Source organism: Streptomyces sp. NPDC101165 (assembly GCF_044768135.1).
In the GTDB taxonomy this organism is placed as follows: Bacteria; Actinomycetota; Actinomycetes; order Streptomycetales; family Streptomycetaceae; genus Streptomyces.
Genome location: NZ_JBIWPG010000004.1, coordinates 283,465 through 303,155 on the forward strand (window position 1 = coordinate 283,465; position 19,691 = coordinate 303,155).

General features: G+C 73.2%; 18 protein-coding genes and 1 pseudogene. 14 read left to right on the top strand and 5 right to left on the bottom strand.

Going from position 1 to position 19,691, the window contains the following annotated elements:
* Positions 1-3: 3 nt before the first annotated feature.
* The 4 genes from eboE to ACIRVH_RS10410 all read left to right on the top strand — a co-directional run bounded on the left by eboE (position 4) and on the right by ACIRVH_RS10410 (position 4,348).
* Positions 4-1,161, top strand: coding sequence for a metabolite traffic protein EboE (gene eboE / locus ACIRVH_RS10395; RefSeq protein ID WP_403950513.1), 1,158 nt, complete (start codon positions 4-6; stop codon positions 1,159-1,161).
* On the top strand, positions 1,158-2,546 hold the full coding sequence (locus ACIRVH_RS10400; RefSeq protein WP_403950516.1) for an alkaline phosphatase family protein: 1,389 nt from the start codon (positions 1,158-1,160) through the stop codon (positions 2,544-2,546). The genes eboE and ACIRVH_RS10400 overlap by 4 nt, the downstream gene beginning before the upstream one ends.
* A gap of 30 nt (positions 2,547-2,576) precedes the next feature.
* Entirely contained in the window at positions 2,577-3,398 is an 822-nt protein-coding gene (locus ACIRVH_RS10405; RefSeq protein ID WP_403950518.1) for a 4'-phosphopantetheinyl transferase family protein, read from the top strand.
* A gap of 146 nt (positions 3,399-3,544) precedes the next feature.
* Positions 3,545-4,348, top strand: a complete 804-nt coding sequence (locus ACIRVH_RS10410; RefSeq protein ID WP_403950520.1) for a hypothetical protein — start codon at positions 3,545-3,547, stop codon at positions 4,346-4,348.
* Here the strand turns inward: ACIRVH_RS10410 and ACIRVH_RS10415 are convergent.
* Positions 4,301-4,840, bottom strand: a complete 540-nt coding sequence (locus tag ACIRVH_RS10415; RefSeq protein WP_403950521.1) for a GNAT family N-acetyltransferase — start codon at positions 4,838-4,840, stop codon at positions 4,301-4,303. The genes ACIRVH_RS10410 and ACIRVH_RS10415 overlap by 48 nt on opposite strands.
* A pseudogene (locus ACIRVH_RS10420) lies at positions 4,837-5,196 on the bottom strand (XRE family transcriptional regulator); the annotation flags it as partial. The gene ACIRVH_RS10415 and the pseudogene ACIRVH_RS10420, both read right to left, overlap by 4 nt.
* Before the next feature lie 176 nt (positions 5,197-5,372).
* Here ACIRVH_RS10420 and ACIRVH_RS10425 point away from each other — a divergent pair.
* Together ACIRVH_RS10425 and ACIRVH_RS10430 are read left to right on the top strand one after the other, a co-directional pair.
* A complete protein-coding gene (locus ACIRVH_RS10425) occupies positions 5,373-6,152 on the top strand; it encodes an ABC transporter ATP-binding protein (protein WP_145884418.1) in 780 nt (259 codons plus the stop codon).
* A complete protein-coding gene (locus tag ACIRVH_RS10430) occupies positions 6,152-8,713 on the top strand; it encodes an FtsX-like permease family protein (protein ID WP_403950523.1) in 2,562 nt (853 codons plus the stop codon). The genes ACIRVH_RS10425 and ACIRVH_RS10430 overlap by 1 nt, the downstream gene beginning before the upstream one ends.
* Before the next feature lie 67 nt (positions 8,714-8,780).
* Here the strand turns inward: ACIRVH_RS10430 and ACIRVH_RS10435 are convergent, their stop codons facing one another.
* Positions 8,781-9,737: a TauD/TfdA family dioxygenase gene (locus ACIRVH_RS10435; protein WP_403950983.1), complete on the bottom strand. Its 957-nt coding sequence runs from the start codon at positions 9,735-9,737 to the stop codon at positions 8,781-8,783.
* Positions 9,738-9,973: 236 nt separating this feature from the next.
* Between ACIRVH_RS10435 and ACIRVH_RS10440 the strand changes: the two genes are divergently transcribed.
* Both ACIRVH_RS10440 and ACIRVH_RS10445 read left to right on the top strand, forming a co-directional pair.
* Positions 9,974-10,738 carry a 4'-phosphopantetheinyl transferase family protein gene (locus tag ACIRVH_RS10440; protein WP_403950526.1) on the top strand — a complete coding sequence of 255 codons (765 nt, stop codon included), beginning with the start codon at positions 9,974-9,976 and terminating at the stop codon, positions 10,736-10,738.
* 59 nt (positions 10,739-10,797) lie between these two features.
* Positions 10,798-11,286, top strand: a complete 489-nt coding sequence (locus ACIRVH_RS10445) for a hypothetical protein (protein ID WP_403950529.1) — start codon at positions 10,798-10,800, stop codon at positions 11,284-11,286.
* 661 nt (positions 11,287-11,947) lie between these two features.
* Here ACIRVH_RS10445 and ACIRVH_RS10450 read toward each other — a convergent pair.
* Positions 11,948-13,747, bottom strand: a complete 1,800-nt coding sequence (locus tag ACIRVH_RS10450) for a BTAD domain-containing putative transcriptional regulator (protein WP_403950532.1) — start codon at positions 13,745-13,747, stop codon at positions 11,948-11,950.
* Between the two features lie 190 nt (positions 13,748-13,937).
* Between ACIRVH_RS10450 and ACIRVH_RS10455 the strand changes: the two genes are divergently transcribed.
* The gene (locus tag ACIRVH_RS10455; protein WP_403950535.1) at positions 13,938-14,498 is read left to right on the top strand and encodes a YbaK/EbsC family protein; all 561 of its coding nucleotides are present in this window, start codon (positions 13,938-13,940) and stop codon (positions 14,496-14,498) included.
* Here ACIRVH_RS10455 and ACIRVH_RS10460 read toward each other — a convergent pair.
* Complete coding sequence (locus tag ACIRVH_RS10460; protein WP_403950538.1) at positions 14,495-15,715, bottom strand: serpin family protein; 1,221 nt, start codon at positions 15,713-15,715, stop codon at positions 14,495-14,497. The genes ACIRVH_RS10455 and ACIRVH_RS10460 overlap by 4 nt on opposite strands.
* A gap of 112 nt (positions 15,716-15,827) precedes the next feature.
* On the opposite strand from ACIRVH_RS10460, the gene ACIRVH_RS10465 reads away from it, so the two are divergent.
* The 5 genes from ACIRVH_RS10465 (at position 15,828) to ACIRVH_RS10485 (ending at position 19,657) form a co-directional block, all read left to right on the top strand.
* Positions 15,828-17,051, top strand: coding sequence for a DUF4190 domain-containing protein (locus ACIRVH_RS10465; protein ID WP_403950541.1), 1,224 nt, complete (start codon positions 15,828-15,830; stop codon positions 17,049-17,051).
* Positions 17,052-17,230: 179 nt separating this feature from the next.
* A complete protein-coding gene (locus ACIRVH_RS10470) occupies positions 17,231-17,983 on the top strand; it encodes a GntR family transcriptional regulator (RefSeq protein WP_403950543.1) in 753 nt (250 codons plus the stop codon).
* 408 nt (positions 17,984-18,391) lie between these two features.
* Entirely contained in the window at positions 18,392-18,583 is a 192-nt protein-coding gene (locus tag ACIRVH_RS10475) for an SPOR domain-containing protein (RefSeq protein WP_020942024.1), read from the top strand.
* 50 nt (positions 18,584-18,633) lie between these two features.
* Positions 18,634-19,083: a (deoxy)nucleoside triphosphate pyrophosphohydrolase gene (locus ACIRVH_RS10480; protein WP_403950546.1), complete on the top strand. Its 450-nt coding sequence runs from the start codon at positions 18,634-18,636 to the stop codon at positions 19,081-19,083.
* A gap of 142 nt (positions 19,084-19,225) precedes the next feature.
* On the top strand, positions 19,226-19,657 hold the full coding sequence (locus ACIRVH_RS10485) for an ATP-binding protein (RefSeq protein WP_403950548.1): 432 nt from the start codon (positions 19,226-19,228) through the stop codon (positions 19,655-19,657).
* Positions 19,658-19,691: the final 34 nt, after the last annotated feature.

Below are 19,691 nucleotides of genomic sequence, written 5' to 3' on the forward strand. Positions count from 1 at the left end.
GTCATGCGAGTGCGACACCCCGACGGCAGCACCGTCCATCTGGCGTACTGCACCAATGTGCACCCCGCCGAGACCCTCGACGGCATCATCGGCCAGCTCGCCGCCTACGCCGAGCCGGTGCGGGTCGCGGCCGGCGCCGAGCGGATCGGCGTCGGCCTGTGGCTGCCCGCCGAGACCGCGGGCCGGCTCGCCGCCGACCCGGCGGCCGTGGCCCGGCTGCGCCGCGAGCTGACCGCGCGCGGCCTGGAGACGGTCACCCTCAACGGCTTCCCCTACCGCGGCTTCCACGCCCGGGTCGTGAAACGGGCCGTGTACTACCCGGACTGGTCGGAACCGGCCCGCCTGGAGTACACGCTGGACCTCGCCCGGGTGCTGGCCGGGCTGCTGCCGGAGGGGGCCCGCGGGTCCATCTCCACTCTGCCGCTGGCCTGGCGCACCGTGTGGACGTCGGCCCAGCGCGCCATGGCCACCCGTCAGCTCGACGTGCTCGCCGAGGGGCTGAAGCAGATCGCCGCCGACACCGGACGTACGATCCGGGTCGGTATCGAGCCGGAGCCCGGCTGTGTCGTGGAGCGCACCGAGCAGGCCGTCGACGCGCTGGCCGGCACCGACTCCGAGTGGATCGGTGTGTGCCTGGACGCCTGCCACCTGGCGGTCGCCCACGAGGACCCGGCCGAGTCGCTGGCCCTGCTGCGCGAGGCGGGCATCCCTGTCGTCAAGCTCCAGGCGGCCACCGCGCTGGAGGTCGCCGACCCCGCGGACCCGGCCGTACGGGAGCTGCTCACCGACTTCGCCGAGCCCCGCTTCCTGCACCAGACCCGGGAGCCGTCCGGCGGCGGCCGGCTGCTGGGCACCGACGACCTCGGCCCCGCGCTCTCCGGCGCGCTGCCCGGCAGCCGGCCCTGGCGCATCCACTACCACGTGCCCCTGCACGAGGACCCGCTTCCGCCGCTGGCGAGCACCCGGCCCGTGCTGCGCGAGACCCTGCGGGCGCTGCTGGCGGGGGAGCGGGCGGTCACCGACCACATCGAGATCGAGACGTACACCTGGTCCGTGCTCCCCGGCCACGGCGACGAGACCCTCGCCCTGGGACTTGCCGCCGAACTGACGTGGCTGCGGAACGAGTTGACGGACCTCGGGCTGCGGCAGGAGACGTCATGAGCGGCGGTCGTACGACGGCGGCGACGGCCGTGCTGTGCACGGTCGGCCTCACCCCGCGGCTGCTGGAGCACATGCCGCACGTGAAGGCGGTCGGCGAGCAGGGCTTCACCGCCCGACTGGACACGGTGTTCCCGGCCGTCACGGCCACCGTGCAGGCCACCCTGACCACCGGGCTGCTGCCGCGCGAGCACGGGGCCGTGGCCAACGGCTGGTACCACCGCGACCACGGCGAGATCATGATGTGGCGCCAGCACAACGCCCTGGTGCGGGGCGAGAAGGTGTGGCAGGCGGCCCGCCGCCGCGACCCGGACCACTCGACCGCCTACCTGTGCTGGTGGTGGGCGATGGGCGCCGACGTGGACACGATCCTCACGCCGCGCCCGGTCTACCACCACGACGGCCGCAAGTCCCCCGACTGCTACACCGTGCCCGCCGGACTGCGCGACGAACTCACCACTGCACAGGGCGAGTTCCCGCTGTTCCAGTACTGGGGCCCGACGGCGTCGATCGCCTCCACCCGGTGGATCGCCGGCGCCGCCCGCTACGTCGTCGACCGCCGCCGCCCCGACCTGACCTTCGTCTACGTGCCGCACCTCGACTACGACCTGCAGCGCTACGGACCCGACAGCCCGCAGGCGGTTCGCGCGGCGCGGGAGACGGACGCGGCGCTCGCGCCGCTGCTCGCGGACCTGCGCGACCGGGGCACGACGGTGGTGGCGCTCAGCGAGTACGGCATCACACCGGTGAGCCGGCCCGTCGACGTCAACCGCGCACTGCGCCACGCCGGACTGCTGGAGGTGTACACCCAGCGCGGCATGGAGTACCTCGACCCGTACACCTCCCGGGCGTTCGCCGTCGCCGACCACCAGGCCGCGCACGTGTACGTCGCCGACCCCGTCGACATCCCGCGGGTGCGGGACGTCCTGAAGGCGGTGGACGGCGTCGACGAGATCTGGGACCGCACCGAACAGGCGGCGTACGGCATCGACCATCCCGACGCCGGCGAACTGGTCCTCGTGTCGGAACCGGACGCCTGGTTCACCTACTACTACTGGCTCGACGACGACCGCGCACCCGACTTCGCGCGCGGCGTCGAGATCCACCGCAAGCCGGGCTACGACCCCGCCGAGCTGTTCTTCGACCCGTCGATCCCGGCGGTGAAGGCCAAGGCGGCGTGGACCGTGCTGCGCAAGAAGGCCGGGATGCGCGCACCGCTGACCGTGGTGCCGCTCGACCCCGGTCTGGTCAGGGGCAGCCACGGACGGCTGCCGTCACAGGACCGGGACGGGCCGCTGCTGCTGTGCTCGGACCCGGCTCAGGAACGGGACCGCTACCACGCCACCGAGGTCAAGGAGCTGCTCCTGCGCCTCAACGGACTGGCCTGAGACCGGCCGTGACGAGAGAGAGGAGGACGGATGACCACGCGACCGGCCACGGCCGCCGCGCACATCGACCACGCGGCGGACGTCGGCGAGGTGTACGTACCCGAGACGGCACGCGCGGTGGTGGCGCGGCTGCGGGAGAGCGGAGCGGCCCACGTGTGGTGGTGGCCGCTCGGCGAGGCGACCGATCCGGCGGACTTCGTGCTGCTGGACGAGCAGGAACGGGCCCGCATGCGGCGCTTCCACGCGCCACGGGACGCGGCGGCGTTCACGACGACCCGCGCGGGGGCGCGGCGCGCGGTGGCCGGGCTGCTGGGCGTACCGGCCCACACTGTGCGCTTCGGCCGACGCATCTGCCCGGGCTGCGGCGACGCGGACCACGGTCCGCCCGCCGTGGTCCGGCCCCCGGTCCCGCTGGCGATCAGTCTCTCCCGCACCGACGGGTGCGGGGTGCTGGCGGTCCGGGCGGGCGACTGGGTGGGCGTGGACGTGGAGGCGTACCGCCCGATGGAGTCGGAGGCCCTGGCCCAGCTCGTCCTGACCCCGGACGAGACCGACCGGATCCTCTCGCTCCCCGAGGGCCCCGGCCGTACGTCCCTGTTCCACCGCGCCTGGACCCGTAAGGAGGCGGTGGTGAAGGCGGTGGGCCTCGGTCTGCTGGGCATGCCCCTGAACACCCTGGACGTGGCGCCGGGGCAGGAGGGCCCGCTGACGGTGACCCACATCCACGAGGGCCGTACGACCACCTGGCACGTGGAGGACCTGAACCTGAACGGCCCGTGGTCGGCCTCCCTGGCCCGCCCCTCGTCGGCCGGCCCGCCGGGCCCGGTCCACCTCCACCCACCGGCCGTCTGACGGCCCTCTCCAGACCTCGGAGCCGATCCCCCCTCGGCGACCGAGAGACGCGGTTCCCGGCCCCCGGCCCTCCCCGGCGGAGGCCGGGAACCGCCCCATTTCCGGCCACACAACCCTCCACAGCCCTCCACAGCCAGGGAGCACACATGAGCCGACCCACGTACGGAACCGTGGCGACCCCCGAAGCCGAAGCCCCCGCCCACGTCACCGGTGAGACAGCCACCGGTGCGACCGCGCCGCCCGTCGCGCCTGCGGTGCGGACCGGGCCGCCGCACACCCCGCCGCCCCGGCCCGTCGCCGTGATCGCCGGGCTCGTCCTGGCCGGGGGCGTACTCGTGGGCGGCGGTCTTGCGGGCGGGGCGCTACGGGGGTTCCTCGACCGGATGGCCGGGGTCGTGGCGCTGGTCGCGCTGTCGCTGGCCGTGATGCTGGGGCTGGCGACCGCGTTGCGCGGTGTGCTGCCGCCCCGTCCGCGGACCGTGCTCCAGCACCTGCACCGGGCCTTCGGTGTGCTCGGCGTCGGGTTCCTGCTGCTGCACATCGGCGTGAAGGTGGCCGGCGGCCGGGTCGCCGCGACGGCCGCGGCGCTCGGCTGGGGCAGCGGTGACGCGCTGGTCGGTCTCGGCACCCTCGCCTGTTATCTGTTCCTGCTCGCCGTGGCCACAGGTGTCTGGCGCGGCGTCTTCGCCACCCGCCGCTGGATCCGCCCGTTCCGCATCCTCCACGGCGCGTCCTACGCAGCCTGGCTGACCGCCGTACTCCACGGCCTCACCGCGGGCCGCGCCCCAGCCGCATGGGTCGTCACCGCCTACGCCCTCTGCCTAACGGCAACCGCCGCAACCCTCGCCATCCGCCACTTCCGAAATCACTCCGAGGGGGCGAGCCGTCACGGTCGCAGCCGGTCAGCGGGTGGCGCGGATCATCACCGTGAGGACCGGCGAGGCCGGTGACGGCTGGCTCTGTCCGATGTCCTCGTACCCCCATGACTGGTAGAGCGCATGGACCTTCCCGTCACCAGCGGCCGGGTTGACCATGAGTGTCACGTACGGCTCGTCGCGCGTGGCGAGGAGGGCGTCATGGATACGGCGAGCGGTTCCCGTGCCGCGCCACGCGGGGCGTACGCCGATCTCCTTCAGGGCCATGGCCGGATGCTCGGTGTACTCATCCTTCGGTTCCGGAGTGGTGCGCTGCCAGTACCGGTCCCCGTGCTCGATGGTGTTGCCGTAGGCGTAGCCGATCGGATGCCCGTCCGTGTACGCGAGGACGGCTGTGAAACCGGGTTCCCCGCTGTGCCGGTCCAGGCGTTCACCGAACGCGGTGACGGCGTAGTTCGGCAGGTGGAGCAGCGGGGCGCGCACGTCGGCGTACACGTCGATCAGGTCACCGCGAACGGCGTCGAGCGCGGTGAACGTGCGGAGTTCGATGGCGGGTGCCGAGGTCATGCGGGAGTCCTCCAGGCGGCGGAGTGCTCGGTCCAGGTCTGCACGGTGGAGCTGCCCGGCGCGGTGACGCGCAGCGCAGCCCCGAACTCTTGCAGCATGCGGGACACTCGGGCGTGTTGGGTAGCGGCGTCGGCGGGGACCTTCATCGCGGTGGCCGTGGCGGCGTCGGCGTCACCCTGCGCGAGCTGGGCGTGCGCGAGCCGGGTCGTGGTGATGGCCTGGGACCGGACCATGTGGGGCCGCAGGGCGGACAGACAGCGATGAGCGTGGAACTCGGCCGTCTGGTAGTCACCCAGCGACAGGTAGGCCGACAGGGCCAAGGAGTCCAGCTCGGCCTGGTCGTAGAACGCGAGCATCCCTCAACCGCCGCGCGGACAGACTGCGGCCGAGAAATATCCGTCAACTCCCAGGTAAATCCGCGATCATAGCCCCGATATAGATCCCCCGGACACGTTCGTCCCGATGCCCCTTCGCAGCCGGCGGAGGTCAGCTGGCGACCCCCACGACGATGGATGGAGAGGACTGGTCACGCATGAGGACCGAGAGGACCAACACACAGCCGCGCAGCGGCACGGGAGCCCGGAGCCACGCCCTGCGTCTGGAGGAGGTCACCAAGGTCTACGGCCGCGGCGGCCGGGGTGTCCGGGCCCTCGACGGTGTTTCCGTGGACATCGCCCGTGGCTCCTTCACCGCCGTCATGGGGCCCTCCGGCTCCGGCAAGTCGACCTTCCTGCACTGCGCGGCCGGTCTGGACAAGCCGACCTCCGGCCGGGCCTTCATCGGCGACACGGAGCTGGGCGGCATGAACGAGACCCAGCTCACCAAGCTCCGCCGCGAACGCATCGGCTTCGTCTTCCAGGCGTTCAACCTGGTACCCGCCCTGTCCGTCCGGCAGAACGTGGAGCTCCCGCTCCGCCTGGCCGGCTCCCGGCTGGACGGCCAGTGGCTGGAGGACATCCTGCTGCGCGTCGGCCTCGGCGGCCGCGCGGCCCACCGCCCGTCCGAACTCTCCGGCGGCCAGCAGCAGCGCGTGGCGATCGCCCGCGCCCTGATCACCCGCCCCGACGTCATCTTCGGCGACGAGCCCACCGGCGCCCTGGACACCGTCACCGCCAAGGAGATCCTCTCGCTGCTGCGCAACTGCGTGGACGAGACCGGCCAGACCGTCGTCATGGTCACCCACGACCCGGTCGCCGCCTCCTACGCGGACACCGTCCTGTTCCTGGCCGACGGCCGCATCGCCGACCGCATGCACGCCCCGACCGCCGAGCGCGTCGCCGACCGTATGACGCACCTGGGAGCGTGGGCCTGATGCTGCGCTACGCCTTCCAGACCCTCAAGGCCCGCAAGGGCGGCTTCATCGGCGCGTTCCTCGCGCTGATGTGCGCCGCCGCCCTGGTCACCGCGTGCGGCATCCTCCTGGAGACCGGTCTGCGCGGCACCATCGGCACCGAGCGGTACGCCGCCGCGCCGGTCATCGTCGGCGGCGACCAGAACGTCCACCAGACCACCGTCAAGCACAAGAAGGGCAAGACCAAGGTCAAGCACAAGGCCAAGCCGCTCGGCGAGCGCGTGTGGCTGTCCGCCGCCACGGTCGACAAGCTGCACTCCGTGCCCGGCGCCCGGTCCGTGGTGCCCGAAGTCACCTTCCCCGCCTACGCGGTGAGCCCCAAGGGACAGGTCGTCCCGGGCGTCGACGGCAAGCCCTCCTACGGGCACGCCTGGACCTCCGCCGCCCTCACCCCGTTCAAGCTCGTCGCCGGCCGCGCCCCCAGCGCCGCCGGTGATGTCGTCGTGGACCGCGAACTCGCCTCCCGCACCGGCCTCAAGCCCGGCGCGAAGCTCACCGTGCAGGCCACCGACGCTCCGCGCAGCTACACCGTGACCGGCATCGCGGCCCCGGCCGACGGCGACCTCAAGCAGCAGACCTCGCTGTTCTTCTCCGCCGACGAGGCACAGCGGCTGTCCGGCCGGGACGGACAGGTGTCCGCGATCGGCGTGCTGCCCAAGCAGGGCGTGTCCACCGGTGAACTCGCCGACCAGGTCCGCAAGGCGCTCTCCGGCACCACCGCCCAGGTGGCCACCGGCGGCGACCGCGGCCCGGTCGAGTTCCTGGACGCGGCCAAGGCCCGGGTGAAGCTGGTCTCCATGGGCGGCGCCATCGGCGGCACCTCGCTGCTCGTGGCGATCCTCGTGGTCGTGGGCACCTTCGCACTGTCGATCCAGCAGCGCTACCGGGAACTGGCGCTGCTGCGCGCCATCGCCGCCACGCCCAAGCAGGTGCGGCAGCTGATCGGCCGGGAGGCGCTGATCGTCGGCCTGCTCGCGGGTCTGACCGGCTCGCTGCTGGGCCTGCCCATCGCGTACTGGCTGCACCGGAAGTTCGTCGACTTCAAGGCGATCCCGGACACGCTGCAGGTGACCTTCAGCGTCTTCCCGTTCTTCGCCGCCGTCGGCGCCGCCCTGCTGGGCGCGTGGGCCGCGGCCCGGATCTCCGCCCGCCGCACCGCCCGGATCCGCCCCGCCGAGGCGCTCGCCGAGTCCGCGGTCGAGCGGCCCGGGTTCGCCTGGGGCCGGACGCTGGCCGGCATCCTCACGCTGGCCGGCGGGATCGTGCTGCTCGTGGTGCTCAGCGTGCTGGACACCGAGCCCGCATCCACGCCGGTGACGTTCCTGTCGGTCGTGGTCCTCGCGGTCGCGGTGTCGCTGCTCGGCCCGCTCATCGCCCGGGTCGCCGTGGCCCTGCTCGGTGTCCCGCTGCGTGCCTCGCGCGTGGCCGGTCACCTCGCCACCGCCAACGTCCGCGCCAACACCAAGCGGATGGCCTCCGCGATCACCCCGCTGGCGCTGCTGATCGGCATGGCCTGCACGGTGTTCTTCGTGCAGACCACGATGGGCGACGCCGCCACCGCCCAGGCCCGCGAGGGCAACAAGGCGGACTGGGTGGTGGCCTCAGCCGGCCCCGGCGTACCGGAGCAGGCGACCGCGGCGCTGCGGCAGACCCCCGGCGTCACGGCCGTCACCGAGGTCGTACGGACCTCCGTGCGGATCGGACTCGACAAGTACCCGGCGCAGGGCCTGTCCACCCAGGGGCTGCGCGAGACCTGGGACCCGGACGTGCAGAAGGGCACGCTGAACGGCTTCGGCGACGGCAGTGTCGCGATGAGCGAGGTCGCCGCCGACCACCTCGGCAAGAAGCCCGGCGACACCCTGAAGGTGACCCTCGGCGACGGCACCGTCGTCCACCTGAAGGTCGCCGCCGTCTACTCCCGCGGCCTCGGCTTCGGCGACCTCACGATGAGCCACGAGCTGGTCTCCCGGCACGTCGACAACCCGCTCGCCTCCTCCGTCCTGGTGCGCACCAGCGGTGACGGCAAGGCGGGACGCGAGCAGCTGCAGAAGGCCGTCGGGCAGTTCCCCGGCATCGGGGTGCTCGACCGCGCCCAGGTCGAGGACCTGCAGGCCGAGGTGCAGCAGAACAACGCCGAGGTCAACTACGTCGCCATGGGCCTGATCATCGCGTTCACGGCGATCGCCGTCGTCAACACGCTCGCCATGTCGGTCTCCGACCGGCTCCGCGAGTTCGCGCTGCTGCGCCTGGTCGGCACCACCCGCCGCCAGGTGATGGGCATGCTGCGCATCGAGGCCGGCATCGTCGTCCTCGTCGCGGCCGCGCTCGGCACCGGCATCGCCTACGCCGTGCTCACCGCGTTCAGCATCGGCATGACCGGCTCGGCGGCGCCCTCCGTGGCACCGGGGACCTATCTCGCCGTCCTCGGCTTCGGCGGACTGCTGGCCCTGCTGGCCACCGTGGTGCCGGGCCGGCTGGCGCTGACCGGACGCCCCGCGGACGTCATCGGTTCCCGGCAGTGACCGGTGACCACGCCTGAAGGGCCGGCCCCTCGTGGGGGCCGGCCCTTCAACCGGTCTGCGGCGCCTCTCAGTTGAGGACGGCGCCGCCGCCCAGCCGGTCCACCCGGCTGCGCCGGTTGTCCAGGTGGGCGTACACCCGCTCCAGCCAGCGGTCCTCGCCGTCGTAGCTCGGGGTGAAGGAGGTACGGCCGTGCACCGCGACCCGGTTGTCCACCACGGCCAGGTCACCGACCCGCAGCCGGTGCGCTGCCATGGTCTCCACGAACGCCTCCCGCAGCTCGGCCATCGCCGCCTTCGCCCGCTCGTCCAGCGGGTGCGTGGCGGCGAAGTCCACCAGGACGTTGGGGTCGTCCAGGTCGCCCTGCAGCACCGGGTGCGCCGGGCGGACCCCGCCCAGCGAACCGAAGGAGGGCGGCGGCTCGGTCAGGAACCGCGGCTCGGCCAGCACCCGCCGGGTCGCTTCGGACAGCAGCGGCAGGGCCCGGCGGATGGACGAGGTGCACAGCTTGGCGTCGCCGGTCGGGTCCTCACGCATGCACAACAGGCCGACATAGTCGGGACGGTTGTCGTGGAAGGCGTTCTCGACATGCAGTTCCAGCAGCACGGAACCGGCGTTGCTCTGGGATTCCTCCCTCCCGGGAACCGGCACCACGTTCTGCACCAGGGCACCGCTCTTCTCGTTCCGGAAGGCGATGACCTCACCGAGTTGCAGCATGACCGAGACGATGACGGCGGCGGCCGTGGTGGGAACACGCTCGACGGAATTCGGCACGCCCGGCGTCGGCGGCAGCGGATCGGCCGCCGTCACCGGCAGGTTGCGCAGCAGCAGCACCCCGTCCGCGCCCGGGTCGTGCCGGAACGCGCGCAGGGTGCCGAGAAGTTGCCGGGGCAGCAGCGAGGTCGCCTCGCGGGCCGCGCCCAGCCAGTCGGGGGAGTCGATGAGCGGGTGCTCCGGACCGGTCAGCCGGCCGGCCAGCGTGATCAGGCCGGTCTTCTCCGCCGCGGTGAGTTCGCGTGCGGTCACCGTGCTCTCCACGGCCGGAGCCAGAATCTCTGTCTGCGTCACAGCGTTTCCCTCTGGTCGACGGCATTGCTCGGAAAAGCTTCCGGGCAGCGCCTATCGCGGCCCTATGGAAAAGGGCCGTAAACGCTGTATAGGGCGGAAATAGCGGGCGGGCGGAACCTGGCCCCGGATAAGTCCGCCAAAAAGTACGGACGTTGTGTGTCCGACGTCTCTGAAGAAACGCGGGAGTGGTGCTGATGCGTCAAGGAGGCGAGGAAAGGGTCTATCCCGAGGTGGACCGGCTCATCGCCCGGGGTGAGGCTCATGTGTGGTGGTGGCGCTCGCCCGGCCGGGTCGACCCGGCCGATCTGCGGCTGCTGGCCACGGCGGAGTTCCGGCGTGCGCTGGGCATGCTGTCCGAGCGGGACGCGGCCGAGTTCGTGCACACCCGGGCCGGTGCCCGGCGCGCGCTCGGTCAGCTCCTCGGCACCACCGCCGCCGATGTCGACCTGGGCCGCCGGTGCTGTCCGGGCTGCGGCTCGGACGGCCATGGGCCGCCGCAGGTGCTGCACCCTGCCGTGCCGCTCGCGATCAGCCTGAGCCGGACCGCCGGCTGGGGTGTCTTCGCGGTCGGCGCGGGCACCGCCATCGGCGTCGACGCCGAGGCGCTGCGGCCGGTGCGGGAGGCACTGCTGTCCGACACCGTGCTCACCGCGGCCGAGCGCGGCCATCTGCGCGACCTGCCGGAGGGTACGGCCCGGCAGCGGGCGTTCCACCGGGTGTGGACCCGCAAGGAGGCCGTCGTCAAGGCGGTCGGCGTGGGCCTGGCCGGCACCGAACTGGGCCGCCTGGAAACCCTGCCCGACCGGAACGGACCGGTCCGCGTCACCCACGACGCCGACGGCCACGCCACCGCCTGGACCGTCGAGGACCTGCAGCTCTCCGGCCGCCTCGCGGTCGCCCTGGCCCGCCCCGCGGGACCGGCGGCCCGGGGACCGGTGTACCTGCACCCGCCCGTCTGAGCGCGCCCCCGGCGGCGTTCTCGCGTCAACTCACCCACCAGGAAAGGAAGCAGCCCACCATGACCGTACAGACCGTCGCCGCGCCCGCCGCGGCACCTCCGCTCACGTCCGGTGACCTGATCGCCTACTTCGACACCCTCACCGAGGCCGTCGACCGCATCGACCCCGGCCCCTCCGCCCCGGGCGACTGGGAGGCCCGCGAACGGCTGCGGCTGGGCACCTGGGTCCGTCAGGCCTACGAACACCCGCTGTCGTCCCAGGTGTTCGCGCACCCCGACGCCCGTGTCGCCCGCGGCGTGCGCGACGCGATGGCGGCCGCGCTCGGCCTGCGCCTGGAGGTCTGCGGCAACGGCGTCCGCCCCGCTCGGCCCACCGTGGACGTACGCGCGACCGCCGCCGTCGCCGCGGTCTGGGCCGTCACCGCCCAGGCCATGGCCCAGTCTCCCCGCCCACCGCGCGAACGCGTCGTCTCCGACGCCTGGGCGGTGGCCCAGGAAATCATCGCCCCGGCCCGCCAGGGCTACGTCCGCGCCCGCGGCTCCTGGTGACCCCACCGACACGGCCTCCTTACGTCCTGCCACGGCTGACAGGTGCCCAGGAGCCGTCAGAGTCGGCGGCGAGCAGCGTGCCGGCTCCGGCACATGCGGCTCACCAGCTTGCGCACAGGGCCCGCAGGCCCCGTCCGTGGAGGTCGTCGGCGAGCAGGATGTCCGCACGGGCACGGCCTTCGCACCTTCTGGCACGGACGCCCGGTGCCCCGGGGCCATCGCAGGCGGCGGCGAGCAGCGTGCCGGCTCCGGCACATGCGGCTCACCAGCTTGCGCACAGGGCCCGCAGGCCCCGTCCGTGGAGGTCGTCGGCGAGCAGGATGTCCGCACGGGCACGGCCTCGGTACGTCCTGGCACGGACTGCCGGTGCCCCGGTGCCGTCACGGACGGCGCCGAGCGGCGTGTCGGTTCGGGCGCATGCGGCTCACCGGCTCGCGCACGGGGCCCGTAGGCCCCGTCCGTGGAGGCCTCCGGCGAGCACGATGTCCGCTCGGGCACGGGTTCCGCACCTCCTGGCACGGGCGTCCGGTGGTCCGGAGTCGTCGCGGGCGGTGGCGAGCAGCGTGTCGGCTCGGGCGCATGCGGCTCACCGGCCCGCGCACGGGGCCCGCAGGCCCCGTCCGTCGCTGGAGAGCGGGAGGTCCGCACCGGCACTCCTCCGTCACCGCCCCGCGCGGACGGTCGCCCGGTCCGAGAGGTCGAGGGTGGCGGCGAGCAGTCGTATCAACTCGTGGCAGTGGTACAGCGGACGGCCCTGGTCGTCGAGGCCGGACAGGTCCAGCAGGGCCGTGTCGACGAGGGCCTCCAGCGCGTTCTCCGCCGCGTCCTCCGTCAGGCCGAGCCGGTCCGCCGCCCCCTGGGCGCAGAACGGCTCGCCGCCCGGACCGGGATCCGCGAGCCCGGCCAGGACGTCGTGCACCGCGGGCGGCAGCGGCTCGACGGAGGAGCGCAGGACCCGGCTCAGGTCGAGGTCGCCGAAGGAGAGTTCGGCGAGCCGCACGGCGGGGTCGGCGAGCCGGGCCGCGAGCCGCGCCGCGGTCCAGTGCGGACGGGCGGCGAGGCGGGCGCCGGCGATGGACAGCGCGAGCGGCAGCCCGCCGCAGTACGCCACCAGGTCGTCGGCCGCGTCCGGGTCGTCGTCCAGCCGCTGCCGGCCCGCCCGGGCGGCGAGCAGCTCCAGCGACGCCTCGTCGTCCAGCAGCGACAGGGCCAGCGTGTCCCCGCCGGCCACCCGCGCCAGCCGGCTCCGGCTGGTGATCAGGACCGCCGAGTCACCGGCCGGCAGCAGCGGCGCGAGCTGCCGGTCGCCGCTGACGTTGTCGAGCACCAGCAGCAGCCGCCGCTCGGCCGTGCGCGCCCGGTACAGCCGCACCAGCTCGTCCAGATCGCCGGCCGGCAGCGCGTGGTCGCTCTCGCCAAGCGCCCGCAGCAGCTGGGCGAGGACCGCGCGCGGAGCCCGCGGGGCGCCGTCGAGACCGCACAGCTCGGCGAAGAGCAGCCCGTCGGGGAAGAGTTCGCCGCTCTCGGCCGCCGCCCGCACCGCGAGCGCCGTCTTGCCGAGGCCGGCCATGCCGGTCACCAGGATCCGCCGCGGCGCGTCGCCGCCCTGGCCGAGACGCCCCCGCAGCGCCTCGAGTTCGCGCTCCCGGCCGACGAGTTCGCCGTCCGTGGCGGGCAGCATGGACGGCACGGGCCGCGCGGCCGGCTGCACGCCGCGCCGCGATCCCAGCCCCAACTCCCCGCCCAGCACGGCCTGGTACGTGGAGCCCAGCGCCTCACCGGGGTCGATGCCGAGCTGTTCGGCCAGCACCTTGCGGCCCTCGTAGTAGGTGTGCAGCGCGTCGGCCTGCCTGCCGCAGCGGTACAGCGCGGTCATCAGCTGGGCCCGCAGCCGCTCCCGTACCGGGAACTCGGCGACCAGGGCGGTCAGTTCGGCCATCACCTGCTCGTGCCGCCCCAGCTCCAGGTCCGCCTCCAGACGCGACTCCAGGGCGAGCATCCGCTCCTCCTCGAGCGGTGCCAGCTCGGCGTCCAGCATGTGCTCGGTGACGTTCGCCAGCGCGGCTCCCCGCCACTGCCCGAGCGCCTCGCGCAGCAGGTCGGCGGCCTCCTCGAAGCGCCGTTCCGCCAGCGCCCGGCGCCCGTCCCGCTCCCGCCTGCGGAACTCCACGAGGTCCACGACGGCACCGGGGGCGCGCAGCACGTACCCGGGGGGCCGCCGTACGATCTCGACCTCCTCGCCGAGCTGCTTGCGCAGCCGCGACATGTACGTATAGATCTGCGCGCTCGCCGTCGCCGGCGGCTCCCACCCCCACAGCAGTGCACTCAGGCGGCTGTCGGACACCACCCGTTCCTGTGCGAGCAGCATCGTCGCCAGCACCGTGTGCATCTTCGAACCGGAGAGGGCAACCCGCTCACCCCCTCGCCACGCCTCCACTGGCCCAAGGACCCGGAACTCCATGGGACACCACCCCCTTCTGGTGCGGCCAGTCATCTCTACGGTTTCCGAAGCTAGAGAGGGGCGTTATTGGCGGGTTATCGCCGGGGAGCCGGCCGCACGGGGAACGCCGTGGTGAGGGTGCGCAGCGGAGAAATATAGGCAGGTCCGGCACGGTGAGAGCGCCGCCCGTCCTTCACAGAGAGGCCTCACCGTGCCCCGCGACCTCGACCTGTTGCCCCCGGACACCTCGCACCGTCTGCTGTCGCTGCTGGACGACGCCCGCGTCCCGTACCGCCTGATACCGCACGCACCCGAAGGCCGTACGGACCTCGCGTCCGAGCTGCGCGGCCATCCGCTGGACCAGGCCGCCAAGTGCCTGGTGGTGCGGGTGAGCACCGGCCGCCGCAGCCGCCGCTACGTCCTGGCTGTCGTACCCGGCGACCGCCGCCTGGACATGACCCGGGTGCGCGAGCTGTACGGCGGCACGGACGCCGCCTTCGCCGCACGCGAGGTGGCCGAAAGACTGTCGGGCTGTGTGAGCGGCTGCGTCGTGCCGTTCACGTTCCACCCGGACCTCGAACTGGTCGTCGACACCGCCCTGCTGGACAACGACTGGATCTACTTCAACGCGGCCCGCCTCGACCTGTCGATCGCCCTGCCGGTGCCCGCGTACGTCACCCTGACCCGCCCCCGCACGGCCCCGCTGACCACCCCGCCGCTGGCGGGCGTCCTCGGAACCGCCGGGGACGCCCCGAGGGAACAGCGCCCCTAACGACCCATGGCCGGATACGGCGCCGGATCGGTCACCCAGCCCGCCATCAGCACCAGCCGGGACTCGCGGTCGACCGCGAGGAAGCCGAAGGGGCGGTCGAAGGCCACCCGCACGACGGTCGTCTCGTAGCGGTACTGCGGGACGCCGGCGCCGTATCTCGGCATGACCGCCGTCACCGCCGCCGCCCGGAAGCCGAGCGCGCCGAACCGGGCGAGGGCGGACTGGCGGGCGTCCTGCACGGCGAGCGGCATGATGCTGATGCCCGGGAAGTGGCCCTGCTCGGCGTCCTGGGCCGTGGTGAGCCCGAACAGGGCGTGCAGCGCCAGCAGATCGTGGTCGGCGCGCACCTCGTACGCCACCGTCCGCACGTCCAGCGTGATCGGCTCCGGCGCGAGCGCGGGCTGCTGCTCCACGTGCAGGCCGGGGCCGACATGCCCGAACGGCAGCTGCCCGCCCCCGGTGACCGTGAGCGTGCGGTCCACGACCCCGACCCCGGCCGTGAGTACCTGACCCGGTGTCATCCGCTCCTCGCCGAGCACCAGATGGACGTCGATGCCGTTGTCGCCGGGCACCGTCAGCGCGGTCACGAAGCCGTCGGGTGTGCTCGTCACGCCGACCCGGTCCGGCCGCACGCTCCTGCGGTGCAGTCCGAGCAGCGAACGGCCCTGCCAGGGGCCGGAGTCCGGGCGCAGCACCGTCTCGGTGAACGGCTGCCGCCAGTCCGTGCGCAGGGTGAGCGCACTGGCCAGCACCATCCGTGCTTCCCGGGTCAGCGTCACCGGCATGCGCTCGACCAGCCCGCCGGTCCGTTCGGCGGCCCAGGCGTCCAGCCGCTCCTGCGCGGTGACGAGGTCCTCCCCGAACACCCCGTACGTCCCGGCCGGCAGCCCGGCCCGCCACTCCTCGCGCAGCTGCAGCCTCTCGTGCGTCCACAGGCCGAGCGCCGCGTCCAGGCCGGACACCGACTGCAGCCCGGCCAGCAATTCCCGTGCGGCGGCGGCCGCCTGGTCCGCGGGCACGCCGAGCGCCTGGGCCAGCTCGGCCCGTGCCGGGCCTGCCGCGCCGTCCGCGAGAAAGGCCAGCAGGGGCCAGACCCCGGCCGCCGAGAACGCCGTACCCTCCGGTGCCGCTGCGGCCGCCCACCGTGCGGTGAGCCCGTTCACCGCGCCCACGGTGGTGTTCCCCACCCGGCTGTCCGCCCGGGCTTCCACCCTCATTCCGCCCCCACTCGTGCCCCGTTTACCATGCGCCCAGTCGTACGTCGGTCCAGTCGTCGGCCCAAGGGCCCGTCTGACCATTCCCACCGCTCGACCCAGGAGCACGGTACCGGTGTCCATACCCCCGCCCCCCGGCCCCCACCAGCCACAAGGGCCGTATCAGCCACCCCAGCAGTACCCGCACGGGCCGTACGGCCCGCCGTCGTACCCGCAGCCGCAGGGCCCGCAGAGCCCCTACGGGCCGTACCAGCCCTGGGCGCAGGGCTACAGCCCCTACAACCAGCCGGCGCCCGTCAACGGACTGGCCATCACCTCGCTCGTGTTCGGTGTGCTGTGCTGTCTGCCGGGTGTGGGGCTGGTGCTCGGGCTGATCGCGCTGCGGCAGATCGGCCGGCGGGGCGAGCGCGGCAAGGGACTGGCGATCGGCGGCTCGGTGCTGTCCGGGCTCGGGCTCGCGGTGTGGGTGCTGATGCTCGCCACGGGCGGTGCGTCCTCCTTCTGGGAGGGCGTCAAGGAGGGCGCACGCCACGGCGCGAGCATCTCGCTGGCCAAGGGCGAGTGCTTCGATGCGCCGGGCGGAAGCCTCGGAGGCGAGACGTACGACGTCGACAAGGTCCCCTGTTCCGGCGAGCACGACGGCGAGGTGTTCGCCTCCTTCCTGCTGAAGGACGGGGGCTATCCCGGCGACGACTCGGTCAGCGGCACCGCCGACAAGCGCTGCTACGGCCTCCAGGACGCCTACGCGATGGACGGCTGGGCCGTGCCCGACGACGTCGACGTCTACTACCTCACGCCCACCGAGGACAGTTGGTCCGCCGGGGACCGGGAGGTCACCTGCGTGTTCGGCAGCGCGACCGAGGGCGGGAACCTCACCGGCTCGCTGCGCAACGACGAGACCGTCCTGGACGCCGACCAGGTCGCCTATCTGAAGGCGGCTCACGTCCTCAACGCGGCCCTCGCCACCGCCCCCGACGCGGAGTACGTCGAGGACGACCTGCCGGGGCACAAGCAGTGGGCGGGCCGGGTGTCGGCGGCGCTGGCCGAACAGGCCAGGATGCTGCGCGGGAACGAGTGGTCCGCCGGCGCCGTGGGGCAGATCACGGCCCTGACGGGCGACCTGGACAAGGCCCGGACGGAGTGGGCGAAGGCCGCCAGGGCGAAGGACCTGGACGCCTTCTACCGGCACTACGACGCCGGGCTCGGGCTGCTCGACCCGAAGGAGGCGGTCCCCGCACGCAAGGCACTGGGACTGGAGACCACCCCGCCCGCCGACGAGAAGGGTGACGGCGGCTCGGGTGGCTCCGGCGGTGGGAGCGGGGGCGCGCTGGCGGTGTGATCGCGCCGGGGCGTGATCGCGGAGAGGTGTGACCGCGGCTATAACGGGGAGAAAGTGCCTGGGTAAAGCCCTCCCCGGCCCTATGTCATCACATCGAGTGATTCTCTGGCCTTTGCTTGCATGGCACAACCCACGGTTGCCAGGCTGTTGCTGTCTGTACAACCTGATGGGAGCGGCCAGTGACTTTCGGTGAGCAGCCGGCGTACTTGCGTGTCGCGGGTGATCTCCGCAAGAAGATCGTCGACGGTTCGCTGCCCCCCCACACCCGGCTCCCCTCCCAGGCCCGCATCCGCGAGGAGTACGGCGTCTCGGACACGGTCGCGCTGGAGGCCCGCAAGGTGCTGATGGCCGAGGGGCTGGTCGAGGGCCGCTCCGGCTCCGGGACGTATGTGCGCGAGCGCCCGGTGCCCCGGCGGGTGGCCCGCTCCGGGTTCCGGCCGCCCTCCGGCGCCACGCCCTTCCGGCAGGAGCAGGCCGACGCCACGGTGCGTGGCACCTGGGAGTCCAGCAGCGAGCAGGCCGAGGCCGGTGCCGCCATCGCCGAGCGGCTCGGCCTCAAGCCCGGCGAGCGGGTCATGCGCACCAGGTACCTGTTCCGGGACGCGGGGGAGCCGATGATGCTCTCCACCTCCTGGGAGCCCCTCGCCGTCACCGGCCGCACGCCCGTGATGCTGCCCGAGGAGGGCCCGCTCGGCGGCATGGGCGTCGTCGAACGCATGCGGGCCATCGACGTCATCGTCGACAACGTCACCGAGGAGGTCGGCGCCCGCCCCGGCCTCGCCGAGGAACTGCACGTTCTCGGCGGCGTCCCCGGGCACGTGGTCCTCGTGGTCCAGCGCACCTACTACGCCTCAGGCCGCCCCGTGGAGACCGCCGACGTCGTGATCCCCGCCGACCGCTACCGGGTCGCGTACCACCTGCCAGTGAAGTAGCGCACACCTCCGCACGCTCCCGAGTGGGCGTCCTCGCCCGGTGATCCGGCTCCCGGCTCCCCGCGGCCCGCTGCAATCCGGCCGTTCTCCCAGGTGATCCAGGGTCCGCCCGATATGCCCCCGACGCACGACAGAGGTGGGTACGGCGGCGCGTTCGCCATCGTGCGCCCCCTGTGTTCTGGCTGGTTGCGTACCTCTTTGTGAAAAGGCGTATTCGCTCCGTGAAGGTAGGGCGTACGCTCGGGCATATGCGGATTGCGGTTTCCTTAGGCGGGGCGCGGCGGGGGCCCGGGATGGCATGGGGGTCCCCTCGCGGTGGGGGTCCCTCCCGCGCGAGCGAATTCGAGCGTGGGGGAGCAGCCGAGAGTGGGGGAGGGTGGGGCGGTGCGAGAAGGAACGGTGGGGGCGATGAGTGAGGGCACGGTCTCCCTGCCCTGGATCGTCATAAGGCAGGACGACAACGGCAATCGCTACCGCGTGGGACGGTACGCGACCCGGGCCGAGGCCCAGAAGATCGCCGACAGTCTCGACGACCGTGGCCACAAGCAGCTCTACTGGGTCGAACGCATCGGCCAGAACGGCGACGGCGCCCACAACTGACCTCTGGCGCGCTCAACTGACCACTGACGCGCTCCCGTAGGCTCCGCTCCATGACCGAACGGATCGTGGTGGTGGGAGCCGCCCTGCTCGACGCCGGCCGGCTGCTCGCCGCGCGGCGCAGCGCGCCTCCCGAGCTGGCCGGGCGCTGGGAGCTGCCCGGCGGCAAGGTCGAGTCCGGTGAGCGGCCCGAGGGCGCCCTGGTGCGCGAACTGCGCGAGGAACTCGGCATCGACACCGAGGCGGTCGCGCGCGTACCGGGGGAGTGGCCCCTGCGATCCCCGTACGTCCTCCAGGTGTGGACCGCGCGCCTGCGCCCCGGCTCCGCGGCACCCCGCCCCCTCCAGGACCACGACGACGTGCGCTGGCTGACTCCGGACGAGATCTGGGACGTGGCGTGGCTGGACCAGGACGTGGCGGCGGTGCGGGAGATCGAGACCCTGGCCGCTCTGCCGGCCGAGTCGGGATGGGGGTCCCCCCGCAGTGGGGGTGGGTGGTCGTAGGGCCGGCGCGTACTCGTGCCCTGCGTTCATGTCCGTTGCGCGGAGCGCCCCGTACGCCGTTCGTGCCACCGTGCGCCCTTCCGCGCGGTAGGGCTCCCGGATACCGGGTATGTCCCCATTAACCCCATGAAACCGGACATGGGTGGGCTCGTTGGCCTGGGAAGTGATCGGCGTGATCGACACCGAAGGCGACTGCACCGAGTGGACCTTTCCCGCGGAACCCGGCGCCGTGCGCACCGCCCGCGTCGCGGTCCGGGGCCAGTTGCACGGCTGGGACCTCGACTGTCTCGCCGATCTGGCCGCGCTGCTGGTCAGCGAGCTGGTGACGAACTCCCTGCGGCATGCGACCGGGCCGATCGGCGTACGGCTGGTACGCCCCGCCGGGCTCGGCGGCGACACGCTGCTGGTCGAGGTCTCCGACCCGCTCCCGGACCCGCCGCGCGAGCGCGTCGCCCACCCCGAGGACGAGAGCGGCCGTGGTCTGCAACTGGTCGCCGACTCCTCGCGCCGCTGGGGTACCCGGCCCGGCGACACCGGAAAGACCGTCTGGTTCGAACTGGCGGTGCCCGGGTGAGCCTGGTGTACAGGCCGCCGTGCGCCGTCCATGC

Coding starts and splice junctions, on each gene's coding strand:
- ACIRVH_RS10440 (WP_403950526.1), top strand. CDS start 9,974: ATGCGTCAAGGAGGCGAGGAAAGGGTCTATCCCGAGGTGGACCGGCTC.
- ACIRVH_RS10415 (WP_403950521.1), bottom strand. CDS start 4,840: ATGACCTCGGCACCCGCCATCGAACTCCGCACGTTCACCGCGCTCGAC.
- ACIRVH_RS10475 (WP_020942024.1), top strand. CDS start 18,392: ATGAGTGAGGGCACGGTCTCCCTGCCCTGGATCGTCATAAGGCAGGAC.
- ACIRVH_RS10450 (WP_403950532.1), bottom strand. CDS start 13,747: ATGGAGTTCCGGGTCCTTGGGCCAGTGGAGGCGTGGCGAGGGGGTGAG.
- ACIRVH_RS10410 (WP_403950520.1), top strand. CDS start 3,545: ATGAGCCGACCCACGTACGGAACCGTGGCGACCCCCGAAGCCGAAGCC.
- ACIRVH_RS10480 (WP_403950546.1), top strand. CDS start 18,634: ATGACCGAACGGATCGTGGTGGTGGGAGCCGCCCTGCTCGACGCCGGC.
- ACIRVH_RS10430 (WP_403950523.1), top strand. CDS start 6,152: ATGCTGCGCTACGCCTTCCAGACCCTCAAGGCCCGCAAGGGCGGCTTC.
- ACIRVH_RS10405 (WP_403950518.1), top strand. CDS start 2,577: ATGACCACGCGACCGGCCACGGCCGCCGCGCACATCGACCACGCGGCG.
- ACIRVH_RS10400 (WP_403950516.1), top strand. CDS start 1,158: ATGAGCGGCGGTCGTACGACGGCGGCGACGGCCGTGCTGTGCACGGTC.
- ACIRVH_RS10445 (WP_403950529.1), top strand. CDS start 10,798: ATGACCGTACAGACCGTCGCCGCGCCCGCCGCGGCACCTCCGCTCACG.
- ACIRVH_RS10425 (WP_145884418.1), top strand. CDS start 5,373: ATGAGGACCGAGAGGACCAACACACAGCCGCGCAGCGGCACGGGAGCC.
- ACIRVH_RS10460 (WP_403950538.1), bottom strand. CDS start 15,715: ATGAGGGTGGAAGCCCGGGCGGACAGCCGGGTGGGGAACACCACCGTG.
- eboE (WP_403950513.1), top strand. CDS start 4: ATGCGAGTGCGACACCCCGACGGCAGCACCGTCCATCTGGCGTACTGC.